The following is a 23,328-nucleotide window of genomic DNA, read 5'->3' on the forward strand; positions in this document are numbered from 1 at the left end:
ACTGCCCTATGCTCTAGGGTATTTACATTCTATAACGGTTTTCGTCTTGTTTAGGCTACCTCACGGTTTGATGTGAGGAAATTGGCAGACGGCGAATTTGCCACAGCCCCTAAGCTATTATAGACTGCTCGCTCGGAGTTTATCGAATGACGAGCTTGCTATCCGTCTTGCCGATCTGTACGATATAGACGCCTGCCTCTAGATCTGCCAACGACCAACGCCATTCGTCTGTTTCGGGCATTCTAACCTCTCGGACGATACGCCCTGCCAAAGACATGAGCCGAATAGTCGTCCCGGGAGCAACACCCGAGATGGTGACGAAGTCATGCGCTGGGTTTGGATAGAGTACTCCCTGAGAGAGTTGCCGCTCAGTAAGAGAGGTGTTTTGCTTGAGGCTCACTTTCACCCTACTATCGTCCTCTATCTCGAATTTGTATGGTGCCGCAAGTGGCTGACCATTCACCTTGACGGAATCGACTATATAGCCCTTATCGGGAGAAATGACTAGTGTAAGCATTGTGCCAGACTCAACGGCATCTAGATCCACTGCTTCTGGTATGCTGATCTTGCCGTGCTCTAGCTTTGGGAGCCATACACGATAGGTATTCTTGGCAAAGACAGCCACGACTTTGGTGTCTGCCACTACGATGAAGTACTTGCTATGGGTAATATCTTTTTCGTTTGCCATTAGGCTCTTGAGCCTATAGTGCTTGTGAGGATTGGCGACGATACTGAACGGGGTGCCAGCTGCTACTTGATTTAGATCCTCGGCTCCCCTTAGAGTGATCTCTCCTTCGCCCTGCACTTCTCTCGTTACTCGGTAGATATTTGGCTCGAAGGTTGCCTTGACGAATGTCTTATCGAGGATTGTAATCTCCGTATTGTTTTCTATCTCTTTCTCATTGACCGTGATGGAAACGAGTCTATGCCCCGGGGAAGGGCTAGCCTGTACGATTAGTTTCGTACCGTAGGGTACATCATCTAGGTCGTCATAGCCTATAAGGTCTAGTCTACCTTCGCCTTTGGTATAATCGAATACGCGAAAGTTTTTCTTCTCAAACACGGCAACGACCTTGGTGTCGGATGTTACGGTGAACCGACGCCGTGTCTTGATTACTTTGTCATTTGCCATAAGACTTTTGAGTCTGTGTCCCCGATCCACATGTGCATCTACACTCAGGGTCATGCACTCTTGCACCGAGTCGAGGTCAATGTTTGGTATGTCGATCTTGCCACCCTCGTTGCTCTCTAGGGTTACTTGATAAGTTTTTGGGGTGGAGGGTGGAGCTGGATTGAGGATCGTTAGTTCATATCTGGGGGTAAATGCCGACCAAATATCAAAATCTTCCCCATTGAAGTTGGCTGAGATATGTATGTGATAGGTGCGATTGGCTGGTATTCTGTCGAAGACAGATGCTGCGATCGCGGCTCTCGTCTCCTCAACTGTCTTGATGCCCCTGTCAAAATCAAGGGTATCACTTTGCCCCAAATGGTATTTTGCTCCCGTTGTTGGGTCTACGAGTGAGTAGTCTATTACACCCTTGTAGGGCATCAAATTCTCGTTAACTATGGGACAGGCGATGGAGAGCACATTGTCTGCTAATTTGCTGACATCTAGTATCCGATCGTTGAGGAGCGATGATCCTAAGCGAATCTCGAGGGGGGCGGGGGTTTCTCTACGCTGTTTGTCTAGATGCCGGTCTATAGTGTACGGATAAACAAGGTGTGGTCTGCTATCGCAATCGATTACTTGTATGCGGTATTGCCCAAAAGGATTCTCTATAGGGTAAACCTTGCCGGGGATAACCTCTTTCGTACCATCGGCATACTTGATAAATCTAGATGGGACAATGAAAGAGAATGTTACATCGTAGATACCTTCCTCTAGGTCGATTGGGGATGGATCTAAATACGAAATAAGGTGATTGAAGGTAGCATGACCAAAGAACTGATATGTCTCCGTTGAGATATCCCTATTTATCCCATCGGTATTTGTTAGATTGAAGTTAATGTAGCCCAAGCCTGTAGAGAAGTCTGTTGTGTTGGATATGGCAAGTTGAGTACTGCCAAATATATTTGTCCATATTTCCATTGTTTCCAATGGCGCTTGGGTCATAACTAACTTAGCCTCTCGAGGAGATGTATCTAATAGGATTTTGCCCTCTCGCACCTCCAATGATAGAGGCGAGCCATTGCCAACCTCTATCCAATTGTTGGGGCTGGTATTCTTTTGCCGACCGAGCGAGTCGGGAATAAACTCTCTACAAATGGCTACGATTTGGTACGATCCATCCGAGAGCGTAGGCGCAAGCGTGATTGAGTCTTGCAAAGGAGGGTAGCAAAGTCTTCGGCCGATTTCCTTCAAGGTGCAGTGAGAGGCATATTGTTTCACCTCGTTGCCCTCCTCGTCCCTCAGAGAGTAAGCAATCTCTCCCCGGTAGGATCTCGTCAAACCATTGCCCAGCCTTTTTAGGTTAATGCCAATCTTCCTAGATGATAGGTCTGTAGTTCTGCTGTCAAACTCTAAGCCGCCTCCATGAATGAATGAGAATTGTGCGGGACTCTCTGCAAATGCTTCGACTCCATCTTTGTCGGGACGCAATAGGATAATATCTTGCTTTTGGGTGTACCACATTTGTCCCATCCCTGCTTCATAAGGATGCGAAAACATGAAACTTAGGGCAAAATAGCCATTGCTCGAGCCTCTCCAACCCCAGTTGGCATGGAGATAGCCGTTTTCATCATAGCCATCTATGACCCAAGTATGTCCAGGTCCGCCTCTGGACTCTGAGATGATAATCGGGTAGTCGCGGTCTAGTTCGTTCTGTATCGCAGATAGAAAATCTGCATGAGGTGTATGACTATGGTTAAGGAACGAAACATGGTAGGAGAAGTGCTTGTGAAGTGCTTGGGCTGCGTTCTCACTGGAGGCTCCACTTCCTCCATATTTCTCCGCATTATAGTTCGTATTGACTGCGATACCCACATCGTGCATGAGTTTGGCGACGGCATTCCCTTGTTTTTCTGTCCAAAATCCCTCCTTGTACGACCTGTCATATTCCCATCGCTCTTGGTACTTATATTCGTCTATCATCTCGTCCCATTCATAGACAGATTGGCTAAAGTCCTCGCTCAACTGTCTAACCGACCACAACTCTGTGGGGTAGGTATTGGAGCCTTTACCGCGAATGGGCCATTTGTGGTAGTACATTACTTGGGCCATAGCAGTGGCGACACACCCCGTTACGGTGGGTTCTTGCTCGTGGGTGCGTGGGGTTTGATCGTTGAATGGCTCGTCTTGCCCCCAAATACAAGTCAAAAGAGGCCCCTTGATAACCTTGGGGTGTGGTTGGGGATTTGAGGAGGGAATACCAAAAGTCTGAGGAGTACTGGACAGAGCCTTAACCTGAGCCTTGTGGGCATCAAGTAGTGCAGCCAGCTGAATGGGGAGCTCATTGGCTTTGAGCTGACCCGACTCTGAGTAGCCGAGTATGGGTGTCGTCCTATCATCGCCCGAGATGATGACGAAGCCCGAGTGGTCGGTATCGTTGAAGATGTAGTACGCTGGCGGAGTGCCTTGGGTTTGCTCCGCTTGTGCGAGCCTTAGTTCGCTCGCTTTATTGATCTTGACATAGCGTTCGGCTAGGCGCATCGCCTGCTCTCGCCCTATGGGACCTGCTATACTACTGCAAAAGAGTAGTAGATGGCACAGGAGTAGTAGAGATCGTCTGAGTGTCATATCCGATGGCTGTTAAGTGTAGATATTGTATTTGTTTGTAAAGTTAAGCATATAAATTTGTTTGTATTCAAATATAAGGTCTATCTTGATGCTTGCAGGAGGTGAGAAAGTCAAAGGGGTGCTTTTGAGCGATATAGATTGGTGTTTAGACAGGTTCTGATCTATGACAACTTCCCTGCGATGACTACTCTTGTAGGGTCTAGCGTAGCCTTGTGTACACGGGCCAGAAATTGATGGGAAGATCGAAAACTTTCTTCCCATCAATCCAAATAAATCTTCCCATCAATTTGGAAAAGTTGTAGGGAAGATTTTTTTTGACTTCTACGAAAGGAAAAGCGGCTGCGACAAAATGAATTTTGCCACACCGCCTTTTTGCAACTAAGTGTCAAGAGGTCTATTAGTTCGTCTGCCCTCGGCTGGAGCCGATGATCGAAGCTAGCGACGATATCCCTGCCGAGCCAATGTCGTAAGTAATCTCCGACGTTTACGTATCTCGGCATACGCCCCTACGGATTTGCCTCTCAATCCAAAGGCACCTTCGTGCTAGAAGAAGTACTTCATGCGCTCTTGGTCTTGCTCCTGCCATGCACGATAGGGTTCGGAGCGGTTGAGCAGATTGCGCTTGATGCGGTTGTGTAGTAGCCCTGCAGCCCAGCGCTTGTAAGACGGTATGGAGGCTACGACATCGGCATAGTAGCTCTCTAGTGTATCTTGGCGGAAGTTTAGGATCTTCTCTAGCTTGTCCGAGTCGGCATAGAACCCACAATGATAATTGCGCTCAGCGAAGGCTTTGTCGGGGAAGTCGAGTGCCCCCAAGCCATGTAGCTCGAAGTTCTTCGCTAGTAGCTCTCGATATGTGGTGCGACAGGCTTCTCCGCCGCCGAGGTTGAAGATGCGTCCCTTGAGTTCATCTCGATGCTCTAGGGCAAGCACGAGGGCTCGAGCCGTATCTCTAGGCGTCGTGATCTCGATAGGCGTATCAAGCGGCATATAAAACATTAGCTTGGAGATCTTGTGGTTGCCAGCACCCATAATCGCTGAGAGGCGGAAGATGCTCCACTCTAGACGGCTTGCCCTGACGACTTCTTCCAGCTTCACTTTAGACGCACCATAGTTATCGCCGTACGAAGGCTTAAGCTCGTCGCTTACTCGTATGTTGGGTTTCTCTAGGCGATCGCCATAGACTGCGACAGAGGAGGTCGCCACGATGAAGGCTTCGGGGGAGTTTTTCTCGAGCGAAGCCACTAGATTAGCCGTACCGATGACATTGACGTTGTAGGTCAGCTCCTCATTCCCGTATGCCTTGGGCGGGATAATCGAGGCTGTATGGATACAGTAGTCTACACCTCTGGTTGCTTGTTGTAGATCTCGTGGCCGAGTCAGGTCGCCATAGAACACTTCGATGCGCCCACGATACTTGTCGAAGAGTGCCATACTGCGAGCATTCTTGAGCTCGAATACACGTATGCGGTAGCGGAAGGGTTGCCCGGCTAGAGCCTTGAGTACCTCTCTGCCCACTGTGCCAGCAGCTCCAGTGAGTAGTATTGTTGGTTTTGTCCGATTGATCATAGATTATTCTTAATATCTAGTTGAATGTCTTCTAAAGAAACAACTCCTACATGAACACTTATGTTGAGCTATCTGGGCCTATGCCTCTACCCCAAAAGCGAGAGAGGCTAGCCGATAGCCCCACTCGGAGCATATCGACTAGCCTCTCTGGCAAATCTTACTTGGGTAGCCTAGCTATTGGTCTTGAAGGTGTAGCCAGCCTCGTCGGCGTCCATCACGATGCGTCCGCCGGGCTCCACGTCACCTCGGAGAATGCTTCGGCTAAGCTCGCTCAGGAGCCTGCGCTGGATTACTCGCTTCACGGGGCGAGCGCCAAACTCTGGGTCGTAGCCCTCGTGGGCTAGGCGGTCCACTAGGGCTGGCGTGTAGCTTAGCTCGATGCCATTGCCCGCAAGTGTCTTGATCGTAGAGGCGAGCTGTAGCTCTACAATCTGGCGTATCTCTGCCTCTCTGAGTGGTGTGAAGACAATCGTTTCGTCAATGCGGTTGAGGAACTCTGGGCGTAGAATGCGTTTGAGCATCTCTAGCACTTCGCTCGCTGTGCGGTCTAGTAGCTCCTCCTCATTGTCTGGGCGGAGCTCTGACATACGCTCACGAATGAGATCGCTACCCATATTGCTCGTCATGATGATGATTGTATTCTTGAAATTGACCGTCCGACCCTTGTTGTCGGTTAGGCGTCCGTCGTCAAGCACTTGTAGTAGTACGTTGAAGACATCGGGGTGCGCCTTCTCGATTTCGTCAAATAGTACCACTGAGTAGGGCTTGCGTCTAACAGCTTCGGTCAGCTGACCTCCCTCGTCGTAGCCCACATATCCCGGAGGCGCACCAACGAGCCTAGAGGCTGAGTGCTTCTCCTGATACTCGCTCATATCAATACGTGTGAGCATCTGCTCATCATCGAAGAGCACCTCTGCTAGAGCCTTAGCCAACTCAGTCTTACCTACCCCGGTTGTCCCAAGGAAGATGAAAGAACCAATCGGGCGCTTGGGGTCTTGCAAGCCAGCACGACTGCGGCGTACGGCCTCGGATACCGCATGTATGGCTGCCTCCTGCCCTACGACACGCTTGTGTAGCTCGGCTTCTAGGTTGAGTAGCTTCTCACGCTCGCCTTGTAGCATTTTGCCTACGGGGATACCTGTCCAGCGAGATACGATCTCGGCAATATCCTCTGCATCGACTTCTTCGCGAATCATAGCCCCCGAGCCTTGCGCCTCGACAAGTTGCTTCTGATAGGTCTTGATCTCGGCTTCCTTATCTCGTAGCTTGCCGTAGCGTATCTCGGCTACCTTGCCGTAGTCGCCCGTCTGCTCGGCACGCTCGGCCTCGTATTTGAGTTGCTCGATGTCGATTTTCGCTTGCTGGATTTGGTTGATGAGGTCTTGCTCTTGCTTCCATTTGCCAAGACGACCCGCCTCCTGCTCCTTGAGCTCAGCGATCTCTCGCCCAAGGCTCTCGAGCTTGGGTTCGTCATGCTCTCGGCGAATGGCCTCACGCTCGATCTCGAGCTGCTTGATGCGTCTGCCTATCTCGTCCAGATCCTCGGGTAGAGAGTCCATCTGCATTCTCAAGCGTGCTGCCGCCTCGTCCATCAGGTCGATAGCCTTGTCGGGGAGGAATCGGTCGGTGATGTAGCGATCCGAGAGGCGTACTGCTGCAATGATAGCATCGTCCTTGATGCGTACCTTGTGGTGGTTCTCGTACTTCTCTTTGAGCCCTCGAAGGATCGAGATCGAGCTGAGCTCGTCTGGCTCCTCGACCATGACCATTTGGAATCTGCGCTCGAGTGCCTTATCCTTCTCAAAGTACTTCTGATATTCGTCGAGTGTCGTTGCGCCGATTGATCGCAGCTCACCACGAGCGAGAGCGGGCTTGAGGATATTGGCAGCGTCCATGGCGCCCTCGCTCTTGCCAGCTCCTACGAGTGTATGGATTTCGTCGATGAAGAGGATAATCTCGCCCTCGCTACGGCTCACTTCGTTCACCACGCTTTTGAGGCGCTCTTCAAATTCTCCTTTATACTTGGCCCCTGCAATCAAGGCTCCCATATCGAGCGAGTAGACTTGCTTGCTCTTGAGGTTCTCTGGCACATCGCCTCGCACGATGCGGTAGGCCAAGCCCTCGGCAATGGCTGTCTTACCTACTCCCGGCTCACCGATGAGGATAGGGTTGTTTTTGGTGCGACGAGAGAGTATCTGTAAGACACGGCGTATCTCATCGTCACGCCCTATTACTGGGTCGAGCTTGCCATCTCTGGCTCTCTGGCATAGGTTGATCGCATACTTCTCGAGCGACTGATACTGCTCCTCTGCACTCTGACTCGTTACCTTGCTCCCACCTCTGAGCTCCGAGATAGCCTGCTTGAGCTCAGCCTCCTTGGCGCCGAAGTCTGCTTTGAGCATCTTAGCCACGGGGCTATCGACCGAGAGAAGTGCGAGCAAGATGTGCTCTAGGGCTACATATTCGTCTTGCATGTTGTGGGCGATGTCCTCAGCCTTGAGCAGAACTTCATTAGCCTTGTTGCTCAGATAGGGTTCTCCTCCCGATACCTTAGGGAGCTGAGCTAGTAGGGCGGTATTCGCCTCTGTCAGCCTCTGCACAGGGATCGAGAGCTTAGCTAGTAGGAACGGTAGTGGGCTACCCTCTAAGCTAAGCAAACTAGAGAGTAGGTGTGCTGGCTCTATGGCCTGCTGACCTGCTCTGCGCACCTGCTCCACAGCCTGCTGTAGAGCTTCTTGCGATTTGATTGTAAACTTGTTGATATTCATCGTTTCGTTCTTTTGTTTTTACTTGCATCTAGGCAAACAGCGTTCCTAAGTGTAAATTTATGACAAATTGGCTTAATTCTGGCTCGTAGTATCCTATATTTCAGACGTTTTTTCTGCTGCAAGTTCTATAAATAAACGCTTCTTATTGCTCGTTGTCCCTAATTATTTTGTGTTAATGCTTGATTGATGACCCAAGAACTTTACTCTCAAAACGAGAAAAATCACAGCAAAACTTGCACAATTGGATAATTGGATATATCTTTGCATCGCAAAACAAACCAATAGTGTTTCTGCTTTCTTAGCTCAGTCGGTTAGAGCATCTGACTGTTAATCAGAGGGTCCTTGGTTCGAGCCCAAGAGAAAGCGCTTCTCTTTTTGTTTTTCATAGTAGATTGTGTGGTTGGCATAGGGCGTGAGTCTTGTGCCAATCTTTTTATTGCCCCTTGATAAACTTTATTCGCAAGCTCCAGAGTTACCTATCCAATGCCCAATATCATAGTTCCGAATGAAAGCACTTGAGATAGTTCTCCTCTATGTATTCTATCCGTTTCAAGCACAACTGAGGCGAAAATTAGGGTGCGAAACTCATACTTTTCTGTAAAAAAAACTGAATAAATAACGCTTGGTCTATATGCTTAGGAGGGCACGTCTGGTTGGATTGGCCAATGGGATAGCTGGATTGAAGGACTGATTTTGGGGGATTGATGGACTAACCTGCCGAGGTGTGTCCACCAATTCCGAAAGATTGATGGGAAGAAATACAGAGAAAGAACCCAAAAAGCTATAAGATATCCTAGATTGCCGTCTTATGCGTTTGGTTTTTAGGTGATTATGTAGATTCGTTTTAAGGTGGGTGTTTTCGAGCGCCCGAGTGTGAAGTGCCCAAATGAGCTTGCGGCTAGTGGAGAGCTTGCTAGGGGCCAAATATGAGGTCTAGCCTCTATGACCAGTCTGACAACAATCGTGCCTCAAATAGTTAGAGATTTGCTAAGAAGTGTAAATCGTTTAGTGGATATTTTGGCACCTGCTGTTGGAGTAGGAGGGGAGCTCCACGGCCAACATCATAGCGGAGCGTGTGCTGTTGTAGGCAAATTACTGTATCGCTCGTATTGTATCCTCAAAAGATCCTATTATTAATTTGAATATAAGTGATTTAGTTGATCTTGTGGGTTTCGGTTATGATCACCTCTTTTTCCTCTGAAATACCTAAAAGGGCTGTAGCAAAAATTAATTTTGCCACAGCCCTTTTATGGGCAATATGGATTGGGGCATAGTCTGTCGAGGTGCACAGAGAGCTAGCTCTGGTGATTAGACTAGATGAGCTCTATACTGTTAGGGGTAAGCCTTAGCTTACGCTTCTTGTAGAGAGCGCCACAGACCATCTTGAAGCTCTTTTTGCTTAACCCCGTTAGACGAAGCACCTCCTCGGCTGGACTTTTGTCCCCGATAGGCAGCTTCCCTCCAGCGGCATGTAGTAGGCGCATCAGTTTGGTCATATCTCCATCAACACAATCGTAGCCTACGGGGCGTAGTGATAGGTCAATGCGTCCGTCCTCTCGAATTCGTGTCACATAGGCTGTGATGTTGTCGCCTCGCCTAAGCTCTTCGTCGTACTCTCCCTCATAGATGATACCCCAATGTATATGGTCTACGATACAGCGCAAGCCTGCATCGTTGCGCTCGTATGCTAGTGCCTGAACACGATCGCCGGGCGCATGGCTGGGCAGCACGTTGCCGATGTGCTTGTTGAGTTTGGCCGAGCCCACGATTTTGCCGCTGATGCGATCTATATAGAGATGGACGACATAGGACTTGCCCTCTTCCATCTGCCCTTTCTGCTCGGCGAAGGGTACGAATAGGTCTTTGTGGATCCCCCAGTCTACAAAAGCTCCAGCTGAGGATAGGCCGACGCACTCTAGGTAGGCCGTTTCGCCAACCTGAGCATAGGGCTTGAGGGTCGTAGCAATCAGGCGTCCCTCGTTGTCATGGTAGACGAAGACCTCGACCTTTTGCCCCACCTCGAGCCCTTGAGGCAGATAGCGTAGTGGGAGCAAGATGCCCGATTCATTGTCCCACTCGAGGTAGGCACCGATAGACACAAGGCGTAGAACCTCTAGCTCGTTAATCCGCCCTATGTGATAGCGGCTCTGGTGTAGTTTGACTTCCATATTTAGTTCGGTATGATGGTCGATTCGTCACGTTTCTCTGGACGAATGGGTACCCGATAGACCTCGCCTCGACGCTCTACCTCGAAGACCAGTACGTCTAGACGCTCTGGGTTGATGTATGGGCGGAAGGAGAAGAGGTAGGAGAAGGCTGCATCGCTGCGATCCCTGAGGAGCATCGTGGCGATAGCATCGTAGTGTCTAGGTGCCCAGTAGCGACTCTGTAAGTTAGCCATGGGGACATGCATAGCGGGGAGGTCTTTGTCTCGATATTTTTCGCTACGCTCGGCGAACGTATAGTAGGCCGTGAGCAGATCGTCGAGAGAGGGGTGGTCTAGCTCGATGCCATTGATGCTCTTGATGATATCCCCGGGTAGGATACCTGCACTCATCGCAGGCGACCCGTACTCGACGTCTATGACACGCCTAAGTGTAGCCTTGTCGTAGACCAAACCCGTATAGTGGTACCTTAGAGTTTGGAAAGTCCAAGATGGGGCTAGGGTGTTGGGGGCTAGGGGGAAGCCTTGTAGCATGATGGGTATAGAGTAGGCTGCGTACTCGGGGATCGACATATCCGCTCCAAGGGACTCGTTGGCCTCACAGCTCCATACGGCCTTTTGGGTTTGTGGGTTTTGAGCCACGATACCTAGGGAGAGCTTGTAGGTCGCCAAAGGAGATTGGGAGGGGAGTACAGGCAGGGGCTTCAGATCCCGATGCTGTGGGTCGTAGCGCCAGCCAAATGGCATCTCGTCGCTGGGCTTCGCAGTAGGCTCTACTGGGCTAAGCTGGTAGTAGGTAGAGATCAGTAGATCGGGGCTGTCGTGGCTCTCCTCTAGTCCCGTAGCCACAAGCGCCTTGCGAATAAGTATGTTGAGTGCTTGGTCTATCCCTTGTGTGGCAGGCGAAGAAGGAGCGAAAGCGAAGGTTCGCACCTGATCAAGTCTAAATGTAGATGCTTGTTGGTAGGTGAAAGGGTAGGCAATGCGTTGGCTACTGGCGTCCTCTAGGCTGTATAGGGCGAATAGCTCTGCTAGCTCACGCTCTGTGACGCTGTGAGCAAGTTTGCAATCTCGGCCTAGCAGGTAGGTTTTCTTTTGCCGGCCAAAGTTGGAGATCTGTAGGATATGCTGAGCTTGTCTGGTATGTAGAAGCTGATGAATTTGCTTCCCCGTCAGATTGAGCGTAGGCACACCATCGATACTCTCGATGATATCACCCACACGAAGCCCACTCCGATCTGCGGGGCCAAAGGGAGCAATAGACGTGACAACGGGCTGCGAGGCTCCCCAAGCAGGGAGATGGCTGATCTGGAACTGAAAGCCAACACGACAAACCTCATTGCCAGCCAAAAGCATAGCACCACCCTGCAGGGCAATACCCAGCAGCAGTAGACTTTTTGTAATGATCTTCTTCATCAATAATTCTAGAGTTGGATTGGAGATATGAGTGTACACCAAAGTAGTCATCTCGGGTACAAAGCTAAGGTATTTTCGTCAAACCTATAGAGCGTTACCCTAGGGACATAATGCCAAGCGGGTGCGACAGAGCTTGACGCTCCGACGCACCCGCTTGGTTGTCAATAATTGTTGTCTAAACTAACCTTATTCGGCAGAGATAGTTTCTTCTTCCCAAATGCGGTTAGCCAAACGCTTGTAGCCTGCATAGCGCCACTGTGAGTTGCGCTTAGCCTCCTCAAAGAGCTCGGTAGCCTCTGCGGGATATTGCTTCTTGAGAGAAGCATAACGAACCTCACCCTCTAGGAATGGAATGAAGTTGTCCCAGTTCGGCTCCTTGCTATCTAGAATGAATGGGTTCTTGCCCTCGGCTTCTAGATCTGGATTGAAGCGCCATAGGTGCCAGTAACCGCAGTTCACAGCATTTACCTCTTCCTTCTGAGCCTTACCCATGCCAGACTTTAGACCATGAGAGATACAAGGAGAGTAAGCGATGATCACGGATGGCCCATTGTATGCCTCAGCCTCACGGATAGCCTTGAGTGTCTGAGCTGGGTTCGCCCCCATGGCGATCTGAGCTACATACACGTAACCATAGGTAGTGGCGATCATGCCAAGGTCTTTCTTGCGAACACGCTTCCCAGAAGCTGCGAACTTGGCGATAGCACCTACTGGAGTGCTCTTGGAACTCTGACCTCCAGTATTGGAGTAAACCTCGGTATCTAGTACTAGGATATTGACATTGGCTCCAGAGGCGATCACATGGTCTAGACCACCGAACCCTATATCGTATGCCCAACCGTCACCACCGATGATCCATTGGCTACGCTTGATAAAGTACGAACGCATATCGTACATCTTCTGGCATACGCCTGTGATGCGACGTGCGATAATAGGTTTGATCGCATCGGCTAGAGCCTTGGCTCGAGGAGCGTCCTCACGGTTGTCAATCCACTCACGTAGTAGCCCCTTGAGCTCTGCGTGATCGATGTCGGGGTTAGCGATACATTCCTCTGCAAGACGCACAAGGCGCTCACGCATCTTGGTATAGCCAAGGTGCATACCTAGACCGAACTCTGCGTTGTCTTCGAAGAGTGAGTTAGCCCATGCAGGCCCTTCGCCTCGCTCATTGACAGTGTATGGTGTAGACGGAGCTGAGCCAGAGTAGATAGATGAGCAACCGGTAGCATTAGCAACCATCTGGCGATCACCGAATAGCTGGGTAATCAGTTTGACGTATGGCGTTTCTCCACAGCCAGAGCAAGCACCCGAGAACTCAAATAGAGGTGTCGCAAACTGAGAGTTTTTCACGTTTGAGGTAATGTCTACCAAGTGAGCCTTGCTAGATACCTCGGAAACCATCTTATCCCAGTTGCCCTGCTCGGGGAATTGTCCTTCAATCTCCTGCATCACTAGCGCCTTGCCGTTTTTGTTGCCGGGACAGACGTCTACACAGTTGCTACAGCCTAGGCAGTCGAGTACATTCACTTGGATGCGGAAAGTCATATCGGCAAATTGCTTACCGATAGCCTTGATCGCATTGACGCCCGTTTTAGCCTGCTCGTCGGCTGTCATCACGAATGGACGAATCGTAGCGTGAGGGCAAACGTAGGCACACTGGTTACACTGGATACAGTTCTCTGCGATCCACTCAGGTACGTGAGAGGCTACACCACGCTTCTCGCTAGCGGCCGTGCCATTCTCCCAAGTTCCGTCTTCACGACCTCTGAACTGAGATACTGGGATACTATCACCATCTTGAGCATTTATTGGGCGAACAATCTTTTGGATAAACTCGCTGTCGTGTGGGTATACCTCTGTTGGGTCGTTGGGTAGATTAGCCCATTCAGGCTTCACGGGCACTTCAATTACGTCAGAGCCACGATCTACTGCAGCGAAGTTCTTATTAACAACGTCTTCGCCCTTCTTGCCATAGCTCTTGACGATCGCCTTCTTCATCTGTTCTACTGCCAAGTCGTAGGGGATAACGCCCGAGATCTTGAAGAATGCAGACTGGAGGATTGTGTTGGTGCGATTGCCAAGACCAATCTCAGCAGCGATACCCGTTGCGTTGATCATATAGAAGCGAATGTTGTTTTTCGCTAGATGACGCTTAACCTTGTTGGGAAGGTGCTTCTCCACGCTGTCTACGTCCCACACGGAGTTGAGTAGGAACGTACCATTCTTCTTCAGACCACGAGTTACATCATATAGACGCAGATAGGCAGGTACGTGACAAGCTACGAAGTCAGGAGTAACCACGAGGTAGGTAGAGCGGATCTGGTTGTCGCCGAAGCGCAGGTGTGAGCAGGTGAAGCCGCCCGACTTTTTGGAGTCGTAGGCGAAGTAAGCCTGACAGTACTTATTGGTGTTGTCTCCAATGATTTTCACGGAGTTCTTGTTTGCTCCGACAGTACCATCGGCACCAAGTCCGTAGAACTTAGCTTCAAATGTCTTATTGTCCTCGAAGATCAAGTCTTCCTTCTCGGGCAGAGATGTGAAGGTTACATCATCTACGATACCGATCGTGAAGTGATCCTTGGGTAGGCGCATAGATAGGTTCTCGAATACCGAGAGAATATGTGCAGGCGTAGTGTCCTTGGACGATAGACCATAGCGACCACCTACGATGAGAGGAGCATTGTCTACACCGTAGTAGCATGAGCGCACGTCTAGGTATAGTGGTTCGCCATCGGCTCCGGGTTCCTTAGTGCGGTCAAGTACAGCTACACGCTTCACGGTCTTAGGCATAGCTGCCAAGAAATGCTTGGCGCTGAATGGACGATATAGGTGCACGGAGAGTAGACCAACCTTCTCGCCCTTGGCACGTAGATGATCTACTACTTCACGGATCGTTTCGGTCACAGATCCCATAGCGATGATTACATGCTCGGCATCTTCTGCACCATAGAAGTCGAAGAGGTGATACTTGCGGCCTGTTACCGTGGCGAGTTTGTCCATATACTCCTGCACGATCTCGGGCACTGCATCATAGAACGGATTGGCAGCTTCACGGTGCTGGAAGTAAACATCAGGGTTCTCTGCCATACCACGTGACACGGGCTTCTCTGGGTTGAGGCCTCGCTCACGGAATTCACGCAGAGCGTCCCAGTCGATGAACTGAGCTAGATCTTCGTTGTCTAGAGCCTCAATCTTCTGGATCTCGTGTGAGGTGCGGAAGCCGTCGAAGAAGTGAATGAAAGGAACGCGAGCCTTGAGTGTGGCCAAGTGGGCTACGCCTGCTAGGTCCATAACTTCCTGCACAGAACCAGTACAGAGCTGAGCAAAACCTGTGGGGCGAGCGGCCATAACGTCTTGGTGGTCGCCGAAGATAGAGAGCGCATGCGTAGCGATAGCACGAGCTGATACATGGAACACCGTTGGGAGTAGCTCCCCTGCGATCTTGTACATATTGGGGAGCATCAGCAGTAGACCTTGAGATGCAGTGTAGGTCGTAGTAAGTACCCCAGTCTGTAGTGAACCATGTACAGCACCTGCTGCACCAGCCTCGCTCTGCATTTCTTCTACCAGTACGGTCTCTCCAAAGATGTTTTTGCGTCCTTGGGCGGCCCATTCGTCTACGTATTCGGCCATCGTAGAGGATGGCGTGATTGGGTAGATACAGGCTACCTCGCTAAACATATACGAGATGTGCGCAGCAGCCTGATTACCATCACAGGTCAGAAACTTTTTTTCTTTCGCCATTTGTAGTAATCCGTTATTAACATTGTAAGACTTCTCAATGCTCCTCGACCGCCAGCTCAAAGAGCAGACAGAGGTGAGCGCTATAGTTAGGTTAGGGTTGTTTAGTAGGTTTTGTGCGAAACGAGCTTCGGATTATAACAACCAAAAGCAGACAAACTCCCCTATCTTTTGCGATAGCGACTAAGGGAGCCTATCTTTTTCGTCCACATATATACCTAATATTTGGTAGCAAAGGTAATTTTTCTTGACAAAACTACCAAAGTGTATTGATTAAGCCCTTTGATTTCATATTGTATCGTACTACAATATAGAGCCGTTGCTCTAGCTATTTGTGCTTGAGGGAGAACAGAAATAGACTATGCCTAGACTATGATACCTCCAGTGCATCATGATATAAATACGTATATACGAGTGGAGGCCACATCGAGATTTCGTTCGATGCAGCCTCCACTCTTCCTAGGGGTCTATCGGTTGCTACTTGTGAGCAGCTCGTTAGATTACTTCTTGTCGCAAGCTTTTTTCTTATCGCAAGTCTTACCTTCCTTCTTGTCACAAGACTTCTTGGCATCGCATGCCTTGGCGTCCTTCTTGTCACAAGCCTTCTTCTTGTCGCAAGTCATCTTAGCATCACAAGCCTTCTTATCGCAAGACTTGTCTGCCTTGCAGCAAGCCTTCATTTCGCATGCCTTGGCATCTTTCTTGTCGCAAGCTTTCTTAGTATCGCAAGCCTTAGCTTCCTTCTTGCAGCAGTCCTTTTTCTCTGGGGTCTGTGCGATAGCTGTTGTGCTGAAAAGCATTGCTACTGCCAAACCAAGAGCACCAAAAATCTTTTTCATTTTCTTCAATCTTTAGTTTTAGTTAGTATTATAAATGTGATATTCTCTGCTAAGGCTAGCTCGAGAGCCAAGCCTCTATGCAAAGCGAGTGGGCAATCTGATAAGCGAGAGTACCAAAGGCTCATAAATACCTCCACGAATGCACACCTATTCTCATAGCCTCTGAACCGCAAATATATTGTAATTTATCTTTCTTGACCAAAAAGTGAGTAAAAAAGTTCTTTTTATGTGATTTTTTATCCCAAAACAGACCTTAAATAGATCGATTTTTGACTTTTTCGTCCATTAGTCCTTGGTCAAGAAACTAGATTAATCTACCTATCAGTCTACTATCGTTTGCCAGCACGTAGCCAGTCTAGAGAGATGCGTGTGAAGTAGATGTCGTAGGCAGGTCTATCGTCCTCCTCAGAGATAATCCCTATCGTGCCGTCGGGCAAGACAGCAATCTCGCTATACGCCGCCTCGCCTAGGCAAAGCGTGCGTGCATAGGGCCAAGTCTTACCCTCATCTTCGCTCATATAGATACGTAGATTGGTGCGATTGTCTGCCTCTAGGAGCGTATGTAGGAGGATATTCTTTCCTCCTTTGCCATCTTCTTTGCTGTATCGTGTTAGTGATGCGTTGCAGGCATTGCCACTCAGATCTTCCCATACACGAGGTCCCGACCAAGTCATACCATGATCTTCCGAGGTTACATAGGTACGAGGTGTAGCCTTGTAGGCTCTATTACGGCTAGAGATCATCAGATCTCCGTTGGCGAGCTCCACGACTTTGGCTTCATCTCCGTTGTAGCGAGCCACAGGAGAGGCCTGCCATGTAGCTCCATTGTCGTCGGAGTAAACCATTACATTGTCCATCTGTCCGCCCCATTTAGCATCAATACGCATTGCAGCAACGAATGCAATGCGTCCCTTGCTCGTGATAATGCCATTGCCAGAGCCAAAGAATCCGCCATTGGGGTAGCGATCTGTCTGCACCATAGCGGTAATATCCTTGACAGGCGTCCAAGTCTTACCTCCATCGACACTCTGGCTATAGTACATCTCTAGAGGCTTCTTGGCTGCGCTTGGGTAGAACCATAGTCCGGAGCCTGCCACCATCACCATATGTATGGTCTTGCCGTCCGTGGCAATAGCGGCATCTCCATAGCCATGCTCGGGAGTCCCTTGTGCCACTGTAATGGGTTCACTCCACGTCTTGCCGTAGTCTTTGCTTATTTTGACCTCTACATCTATATCTTCTGGTAGATCGTAGTCGCTATTCTTACGCTTGTCTATCGCAGCGACAAGTGAGCCGTTATCTAGGCGCACCAAAGCTGGAATGCGGTAGTGCGCGGAGCGGTTTTCTCCCGGTGTCCAGACGAGCGTGCGCCCTAGTACGATCGTTTGCTCTCCAAGACTGCCTTGGTCTGGCGTGAAGTTCTTGCTCTTGGCAAACTTCAGGTTCTTAATCTCCGCCTTGATGATGTTCCCCTCCGTGGCATCCTCTGCCACGTCAGCCACTACCCAGAGCTTACTTAGATTAGAGAGCGTGGGGGTACCCTTGGCGGCACGCAGTGTAACTAACTCCTCAGAGGCAATTCCCTCGGCTACCAGCCTACCGGGGTTGCGATGATCGTACCGGTCGCCATTGGCAGTTTCATAAATCTTCAGGGCTTTGATATCCGATAGTTGTGTCGTCCCTGTAAGGCTGATGCTGATCTCTTGCAGCACATCTGGAGTGCGAAGTCCTACGGTCGCTAGACCTAATGCCTGCGTATCGCCACGACCTACAAGGCTACCATTGGTGCGGCGAGCTGTGAAAGACTTGATATTGGCATGCTCAATGCTTGTATCAAAGCCCATAAGGGTTGCCGTATGCTTGCCCGTAACATCTCTGATTGTGGTATCGCCAATTTTATAGCCATCGAAGTCGAAAGCGGCGACGAGTCCTTTAGTCCGAGGCTTGATGCGCTCTGTAGCTCTATCGGCGAGTAGCTCTTGGGGCGACAAAGCACGCTTGTAGAAGCGCAAATTGTCGAGCATGCCGCCGAAGTGCGCAAAAGCCTTACCCTCTTCCTGACCAGCACCGATGAAGAGTGGCAGGTCATTGGTCGTGTGCCAAGGCTCACTAGCCGAGATGTCGGCATTGTGAGTTTCATGCCCATCTACATAGAAGCGGATTTTGTTTGCTGAGCGATCGACCACCCAAGCCACATGATACCAGTGGCGCATCTCGCTTTTTTCGGCCGATGGCGCCCAGCCGTCGAAAGCATTCTTCGCACTGCCTTGGCGATCAGACAGGGTCGCTCCAACGAAATTCTTTGCCGTATTGCGTAGTACCATGAGGTCATATCCAGATCTGTCTATACTATCTCGTTTGGTATTGAGGCGGCGACCAACGACACGTTGAGTAGGCCCCCAGAAATAAGTCCGGTTGGAGTTGAACCAGAGGCTAATGGTATAGCTCTCGTTTGGAGCCACATCAAAGTCCGAATGGGCAGGTACACTGAGGTATTGCTTCGTGCCATCTAGCTCGATGATAGAGCGATGCTTTACATCACTTGCCGTAGCTGCCAAAGCAGAGCTTAGAGCAAGTGAAACAAGAAAGGTCTTCTTCATTGATTTATAATTATCCTGATTGTTGGTTTAGTCGCAAACTACTGGAAGTAGAATGTGAGGGCGATCATTCGATTCTGCCCCGAGCGGATCGCCTGCGTATAGTACAGGCGTTTATCCTCGGCCAGCTCGGGTCGGTTAGTTTGGATCACATTGGTCAAGCCATAGCTAAAGCTAAGCTCGGGCGATAGTTTGAAGTATCTGAGATAGAAGTCACAGCCTAGTGATAGGGATAATCCATAGTCAAGTGCCCTCAAACGTACTACATCTTCTCGCTTGCCTCCAAGGCTTAGGGCTGTGTAGACACCAGCCCCAACGTATGGGCGGACGTTGTTGAGTCTTAGGGCGGCATATTTGAGCATGAGAGGTAGGCTGATGTAAGTGGCTCTCTGGCCAAATTCAGCTACTTTTTTTACACCATCGCTATAGGCTATGGGTTTGTCGCCGAAGTGGAGGCTTGGGTTGAGCCGAAGCTCTAGTCCCGGGATTAGGACACGACCTGCCATAACGCCAACGCTGAAGCCGGGGCGGTAGTGAGGGACGTCTGCAAAGAGAGCTTGTCCCTCCGGTGTCACGAAGCCAGAGTTGCTAATCCTAAGGTCTTGGGTATGTAGCCCCACGTTGAACCCTAGGTAATAAGTTTTTAGATCGCTGTATGGTTGATGTTTAACCCGCTCTCGCTGTGCCGTGCTCTTATGAATAGGAGCGAACCACAAGCACAGCAATACGATTAGCCATCGCCACTGCCCTCGACATATCAAACGCCTTTCTTCCATAGAAGACAAATTTACTCAAATCCTCCCGCTAGCCAAAAGAATGCCCAAAGCGACACTCACTACGTTCGTTTGTCCTAGGCTCGGAAACTTATACCCCACTGGGGCTTTCTTAGTCTGTCGCTTTCAATCGAAGACATTGAAAAGCTACTTTTCGTCTTTTGAGTTAAAGTATGTAAATGTGTTTGGACTTGTTTGGGCGAACTGACGGAGGTTTTTGGGAGAATGGTTTCGCCCAAAATAAGAAATTGAAGGGAACGTTTTTTCTGATTAGTCCTACAATTCTCGGCAATGTGCCCACCAATCTCCCAAGATTGATGGGAAGAAAATCAGAAATGTCTGCTTTAATCAAACTCAATCTCTCCAGATCCTGTTTTATGTATCTGTAAATAAGTGTGTTGTTTTAGTTTTGTTTTAGGCGGGTGTTTTCATTGGCCTAGGACTAAGTGCTCAAATAGTATTGGGCGCCGTGTGGAGCCTGCTAGGTGCTAAATACGGCGTGTGCCATTTTTGCTCTGTCCTATTCTCTTTTTCTCATCAACATTCTGAAATTTGAGCTAAAATATAAATCTCGCTTCTTAGCCAAGCACCGTCATGCGAGCAGGAATAATGGGAGAGAATGAACACGCAAGAGCGGAATCAGATAGAGAAAATTGTGTATCTTGCATTGTTTTTGGTATTCAGTACTCTCCCCCAAGCTGTGTGCCATAACGCCTATAAACAACAGCAAATTCAATACTTATCATACGTATGGCATTTATAGATGTACAGCATGTAAGCAAGCATTATGCCGCACACACAGCCCTAGACGACGTTAGTCTGTCCGTGCAGGCTGGGCGTGTTTTCGGCTTGCTGGGACCGAATGGTGCGGGTAAGACTTCTCTTATTCGCATCATCAATCGCATCACGGCTCCAGATAGTGGGACAATCCTTTTCGATGGGCATCCGCTCAAAGCTGATGATGTGGCACGTATCGGCTATCTACCCGAGGAGCGTGGCCTATACCGTAAGATGAAAGTGGGTGATCAGGCTATTTATCTCTCTCGCCTCAAAGGGCTCAGTAAGGCGGAGGCGAAGAAGCGCCTAGAGCAATGGTTTGAGAAGTTCGACATTATGCCTTGGTGGAATAAGAAGGTCGAGGAGCTCTCCAAGGGCATGCAACAGAAAGTGCAATTCATCTGCACTGTCCTACACGAACCCGACCTATTGATCTTCGACGAACCTTTTAGTGGCTTCGACCCTGTTAATGCTGAGCTACTCAAAAGCGAGATCCTACAACTTAGGGATCAAGGGCGTACGATCATCTTCTCTACCCACAATATGCAGAGTGTAGAGGAGGTCTGCGACGACATTGCCCTGATCAATCGCTCTCGTCTAGTGCTCAGTGGCACAGTAGAGGAGATACGTGCCCGATATGCTAGCCCATACGTGGAGCTGCGTGTAGATAGAGCTCTATCTCAGGAGGAGCTGGAGTACATCGACCCCATCAGCTCAAGGCTGCATCAAGGACAAATGGTGCTCAAGCTCATGCGTCGTGAGGGAGAGAGCAATAGAGCGCTCATCAACCGACTGCCCGAGTATATCAATATCCTAGAGTTTCATCAAGAGATCCCATCTATGCATGAGATCTTCCTTAATACAGTGCAGAACCATGATTAACTATGGTAAAATAGGGCTGGTTATCCAGCGAGAGTACATCACCCGTGTTGCCAAAAAGAGCTTTATCCTTATTACTCTGCTTGCGCCCGTAGTATTTGTGCTGATTGCTACAATCCCCATATTGCTCAGTCAGATGGATACGGGAGAGCAGCAGGTCGTTGCTGTGATCGACCGCACGGGGCAATATGCACCACTGCTAGAAGATACGGAGCAGTATCGCTTCGTCGTGGCAGACAAGAGTGCCAACGAATATCGCTCCGCAGGTGGCGAGCAGGAGATCACAGCTGTGCTGGAGATCACAGAGGATCTAGGTGTATCTCCCAAGGCAATCAACCTATTTTCTTTCAAGACTCTGCCCACGGGACTAGAGCGGCATATCAATAGCTTACTCTCGACTTACGTGACGGATCAGAAAATAGCCTCGCACAATATCCCTGAGCTTAAAGAAATTATCCGTACAAGCAAGGTCGAGATCGTCGCCAATACCTACAAGTGGAGCGAAGATGGAGCCGAGAGTGTGAGCTCGGGGGCAGCTTCTAGTGTCATTGGGCTGTTGCTTAGCTTCGTCAGTTATATGTTCATCATGCTCTATGGAGGTATGATTATTCAGAGTGTCATAGAGGAGAAAAAGAGCCGTATCGTAGAGGTGATGGTGTCTTCTGTTCGCCCCTTCGAGTTGATGATGGGTAAGATCGTCGGTATAGGCCTAGTGGGGCTAACGCAAATCTTCATTTGGGTAGTTGCCCTTATTGGTATTGGCCTAGCTGCTCAATTCTTCCTAATAGGCGATTTGTACAGCCCCGAGGCCTTGGCCGCAGCACAGAGTAGTGGTAGCTTATCGGCAAGTGAGCTACAAGCGGCCTCGGATATCTTCGGTGTCATGCAGGGGATTAACTTCTTCCAGATGATTGTGTTCTTCGTGCTGTTCTTCATTGGGGGGTACCTGCTCTATGCTTCTGTACTGGCAGCACTGGGGTCTTCCGTTTCGAGCGACGAGGATGCCGGCCAGCTGATGCTCCCCGTAACGATGATTATGGTCTTCTCTCTCTATGTGGGTATGGCTGCGGCCGAGAACCCCGAGGGCAATCTGGCATTCTGGACCTCGCTCATTCCGTTTACTTCGCCCATAGTGATGATGTCACGCCTCGCCTATGACGTCCCTCTCTGGGAGCAGATCCTTAGCCTTGTATTGCTCTTTGGGCTCTCTATACTACTTACCTACTTTGGTGCCAAAATTTACCGTGTCGGTATCCTGATGTATGGCAAGAAACCATCGCTCAAGGAGCTGTGGAGATGGATGAATTATAAGTAGAGGAGTTATGATGAGCCAAGAAAAGATTAAAGTACTGTTTGTGTGTTTAGGGAATATCTGCCGTTCGCCATCGGCTGAGGGTGTGTTCCTGCATTACATTGAGCATGAGGGCTTGTCTGAGCGATTCGAGATTGACTCGGCTGGTACTTCGGCGCACCACGAGGGCGAGCGAGCTGATAGTAGAATGCGCGCCCACGCAGCACGCAGGGGGTATGACCTCCTCTCGCTCAGCCGCCCCGTGAGGTATGAGGACTTCTTCCACTATGACTATATTATAGGTATGGACGAAGCTAATAGGCGCACACTCCTCGAGCGAGCACCGACCGAAGAGGCTGCAGGCAAGATCAGCATCCTAACGGATTGGGCGCCCAATCCCCTTCGGGATCATGTGCCCGACCCGTACTACGGCGGTAGCGAAGGCTTCGAGCTAGTTCTCGACCTAATCGAATACTGCTGTCCGTATCTCGTGGGTAAGATGATCAAGGAATAGGGTAGGATAGAGTACAGAAAAGTGGGGGCTGTAGCCAAATTGCTTTGAGCTAGGCCCCCATTCTTTTTCTCTTGCCCTAGGTGGGAGTGCGCTATTTCCTCTATACCGTATTATATATAGGGGGTTTTTGGGGGAGGCTGGTTGGTTTTGGGGTTTGCTGGGGGTTGTTTTTTCTGTTTTCTCTGCTTGTTTTGCTGATTTGTCTTTGTTTTTGGTGCTATTTGCTGTGTATGCGCAGGCATTCCTCGCCGTGTTCTTTTG

At 49.7% G+C, this 23,328-nt stretch carries 12 protein-coding genes and 1 tRNA gene; 4 read left to right on the forward strand and 9 right to left on the reverse strand.

The window, feature by feature from the left end; translation table 11 throughout:
* Positions 1-139: 139 nt before the first annotated feature.
* From HQ48_RS08945 to clpB, 3 genes are all read right to left on the reverse strand, one after another.
* The gene (locus HQ48_RS08945) at positions 140-3,739 is read right to left on the reverse strand and encodes a C10 family peptidase (protein ID WP_052408912.1); all 3,600 of its coding nucleotides are present in this window, start codon (positions 3,737-3,739) and stop codon (positions 140-142) included.
* 543 nt (positions 3,740-4,282) lie between these two features.
* On the reverse strand, positions 4,283-5,308 hold the full coding sequence (locus HQ48_RS01210) for an NAD(P)-dependent oxidoreductase (protein WP_044231310.1): 1,026 nt from the start codon (positions 5,306-5,308) through the stop codon (positions 4,283-4,285).
* Between the two features lie 170 nt (positions 5,309-5,478).
* The gene (gene clpB / locus HQ48_RS01215) at positions 5,479-8,076 is read right to left on the reverse strand and encodes an ATP-dependent chaperone ClpB (protein ID WP_044186745.1); all 2,598 of its coding nucleotides are present in this window, start codon (positions 8,074-8,076) and stop codon (positions 5,479-5,481) included.
* A gap of 292 nt (positions 8,077-8,368) precedes the next feature.
* Between clpB and HQ48_RS01220 the strand changes: the two genes are divergently transcribed.
* A tRNA-Asn gene (locus HQ48_RS01220) sits at positions 8,369-8,442 on the forward strand.
* Between the two features lie 947 nt (positions 8,443-9,389).
* Here the strand turns inward: HQ48_RS01220 and HQ48_RS01225 are convergent.
* The 6 genes from HQ48_RS01225 to HQ48_RS01250 all read right to left on the reverse strand — a co-directional run bounded on the left by HQ48_RS01225 (position 9,390) and on the right by HQ48_RS01250 (position 19,609).
* Complete coding sequence (locus tag HQ48_RS01225) at positions 9,390-10,244, reverse strand: S1 RNA-binding domain-containing protein (protein ID WP_044231311.1); 855 nt, start codon at positions 10,242-10,244, stop codon at positions 9,390-9,392.
* A gap of 2 nt (positions 10,245-10,246) precedes the next feature.
* A complete protein-coding gene (locus tag HQ48_RS01230) occupies positions 10,247-11,656 on the reverse strand; it encodes a PDZ domain-containing protein (protein WP_044231312.1) in 1,410 nt (469 codons plus the stop codon).
* 186 nt (positions 11,657-11,842) lie between these two features.
* Positions 11,843-15,400: a pyruvate:ferredoxin (flavodoxin) oxidoreductase gene (gene nifJ / locus HQ48_RS01235; RefSeq protein ID WP_044231313.1), complete on the reverse strand. Its 3,558-nt coding sequence runs from the start codon at positions 15,398-15,400 to the stop codon at positions 11,843-11,845.
* A 497-nt stretch (positions 15,401-15,897) separates the two neighbouring features.
* Positions 15,898-16,236: a hypothetical protein gene (locus HQ48_RS01240; protein WP_044186734.1), complete on the reverse strand. Its 339-nt coding sequence runs from the start codon at positions 16,234-16,236 to the stop codon at positions 15,898-15,900.
* A gap of 329 nt (positions 16,237-16,565) precedes the next feature.
* Complete coding sequence (locus tag HQ48_RS08950; protein WP_052408913.1) at positions 16,566-18,836, reverse strand: exo-alpha-sialidase; 2,271 nt, start codon at positions 18,834-18,836, stop codon at positions 16,566-16,568.
* Positions 18,837-18,874: 38 nt separating this feature from the next.
* The gene (locus tag HQ48_RS01250) at positions 18,875-19,609 is read right to left on the reverse strand and encodes a porin family protein (protein ID WP_081964706.1); all 735 of its coding nucleotides are present in this window, start codon (positions 19,607-19,609) and stop codon (positions 18,875-18,877) included.
* Positions 19,610-20,356: 747 nt separating this feature from the next.
* Between HQ48_RS01250 and HQ48_RS01255 the strand changes: the two genes are divergently transcribed.
* Genes HQ48_RS01255 through HQ48_RS01265 form a run of 3 tightly spaced genes read left to right on the forward strand, consistent with a single transcriptional unit; the run spans position 20,357 to position 23,067 of the window.
* The gene (locus HQ48_RS01255; RefSeq protein ID WP_044186731.1) at positions 20,357-21,265 is read left to right on the forward strand and encodes an ABC transporter ATP-binding protein; all 909 of its coding nucleotides are present in this window, start codon (positions 20,357-20,359) and stop codon (positions 21,263-21,265) included.
* A complete protein-coding gene (locus HQ48_RS01260; RefSeq protein WP_235300176.1) occupies positions 21,228-22,577 on the forward strand; it encodes an ABC transporter permease in 1,350 nt (449 codons plus the stop codon). Before HQ48_RS01255 ends, HQ48_RS01260 begins: the two co-directional genes overlap by 38 nt.
* Positions 22,578-22,587: 10 nt before the next feature.
* On the forward strand, positions 22,588-23,067 hold the full coding sequence (locus HQ48_RS01265; RefSeq protein ID WP_044231324.1) for a low molecular weight protein-tyrosine-phosphatase: 480 nt from the start codon (positions 22,588-22,590) through the stop codon (positions 23,065-23,067).
* Positions 23,068-23,328: the final 261 nt, after the last annotated feature.

The sequence above is a fragment of the Porphyromonas sp. COT-290 OH3588 genome (assembly GCF_000769075.1).
Lineage (GTDB): Bacteria > Bacteroidota > Bacteroidia > Bacteroidales > Porphyromonadaceae > Porphyromonas.

Bases quoted from the DNA above. Each gene is read 5' to 3' on its own strand.
- HQ48_RS08945 (WP_052408912.1), bottom strand. From the start codon at position 3,739: ATGACACTCAGACGATCTCTACTACTCCTGTGCCATCTACTACTCTTT.
- HQ48_RS01210 (WP_044231310.1), bottom strand. From the start codon at position 5,308: ATGATCAATCGGACAAAACCAACAATACTACTCACTGGAGCTGCTGGC.
- clpB (WP_044186745.1), bottom strand. From the start codon at position 8,076: ATGAATATCAACAAGTTTACAATCAAATCGCAAGAAGCTCTACAGCAG.
- HQ48_RS01225 (WP_044231311.1), bottom strand. From the start codon at position 10,244: ATGGAAGTCAAACTACACCAGAGCCGCTATCACATAGGGCGGATTAAC.
- HQ48_RS01230 (WP_044231312.1), bottom strand. From the start codon at position 11,656: ATGAAGAAGATCATTACAAAAAGTCTACTGCTGCTGGGTATTGCCCTG.
- nifJ (WP_044231313.1), bottom strand. From the start codon at position 15,400: ATGGCGAAAGAAAAAAAGTTTCTGACCTGTGATGGTAATCAGGCTGCT.
- HQ48_RS01240 (WP_044186734.1), bottom strand. From the start codon at position 16,236: ATGAAAAAGATTTTTGGTGCTCTTGGTTTGGCAGTAGCAATGCTTTTC.
- HQ48_RS08950 (WP_052408913.1), bottom strand. From the start codon at position 18,836: ATGAAGAAGACCTTTCTTGTTTCACTTGCTCTAAGCTCTGCTTTGGCA.
- HQ48_RS01250 (WP_081964706.1), bottom strand. From the start codon at position 19,609: ATGGAAGAAAGGCGTTTGATATGTCGAGGGCAGTGGCGATGGCTAATC.
- HQ48_RS01255 (WP_044186731.1), top strand. From the start codon at position 20,357: ATGGCATTTATAGATGTACAGCATGTAAGCAAGCATTATGCCGCACAC.
- HQ48_RS01260 (WP_235300176.1), top strand. From the start codon at position 21,228: ATGAGATCTTCCTTAATACAGTGCAGAACCATGATTAACTATGGTAAA.
- HQ48_RS01265 (WP_044231324.1), top strand. From the start codon at position 22,588: ATGAGCCAAGAAAAGATTAAAGTACTGTTTGTGTGTTTAGGGAATATC.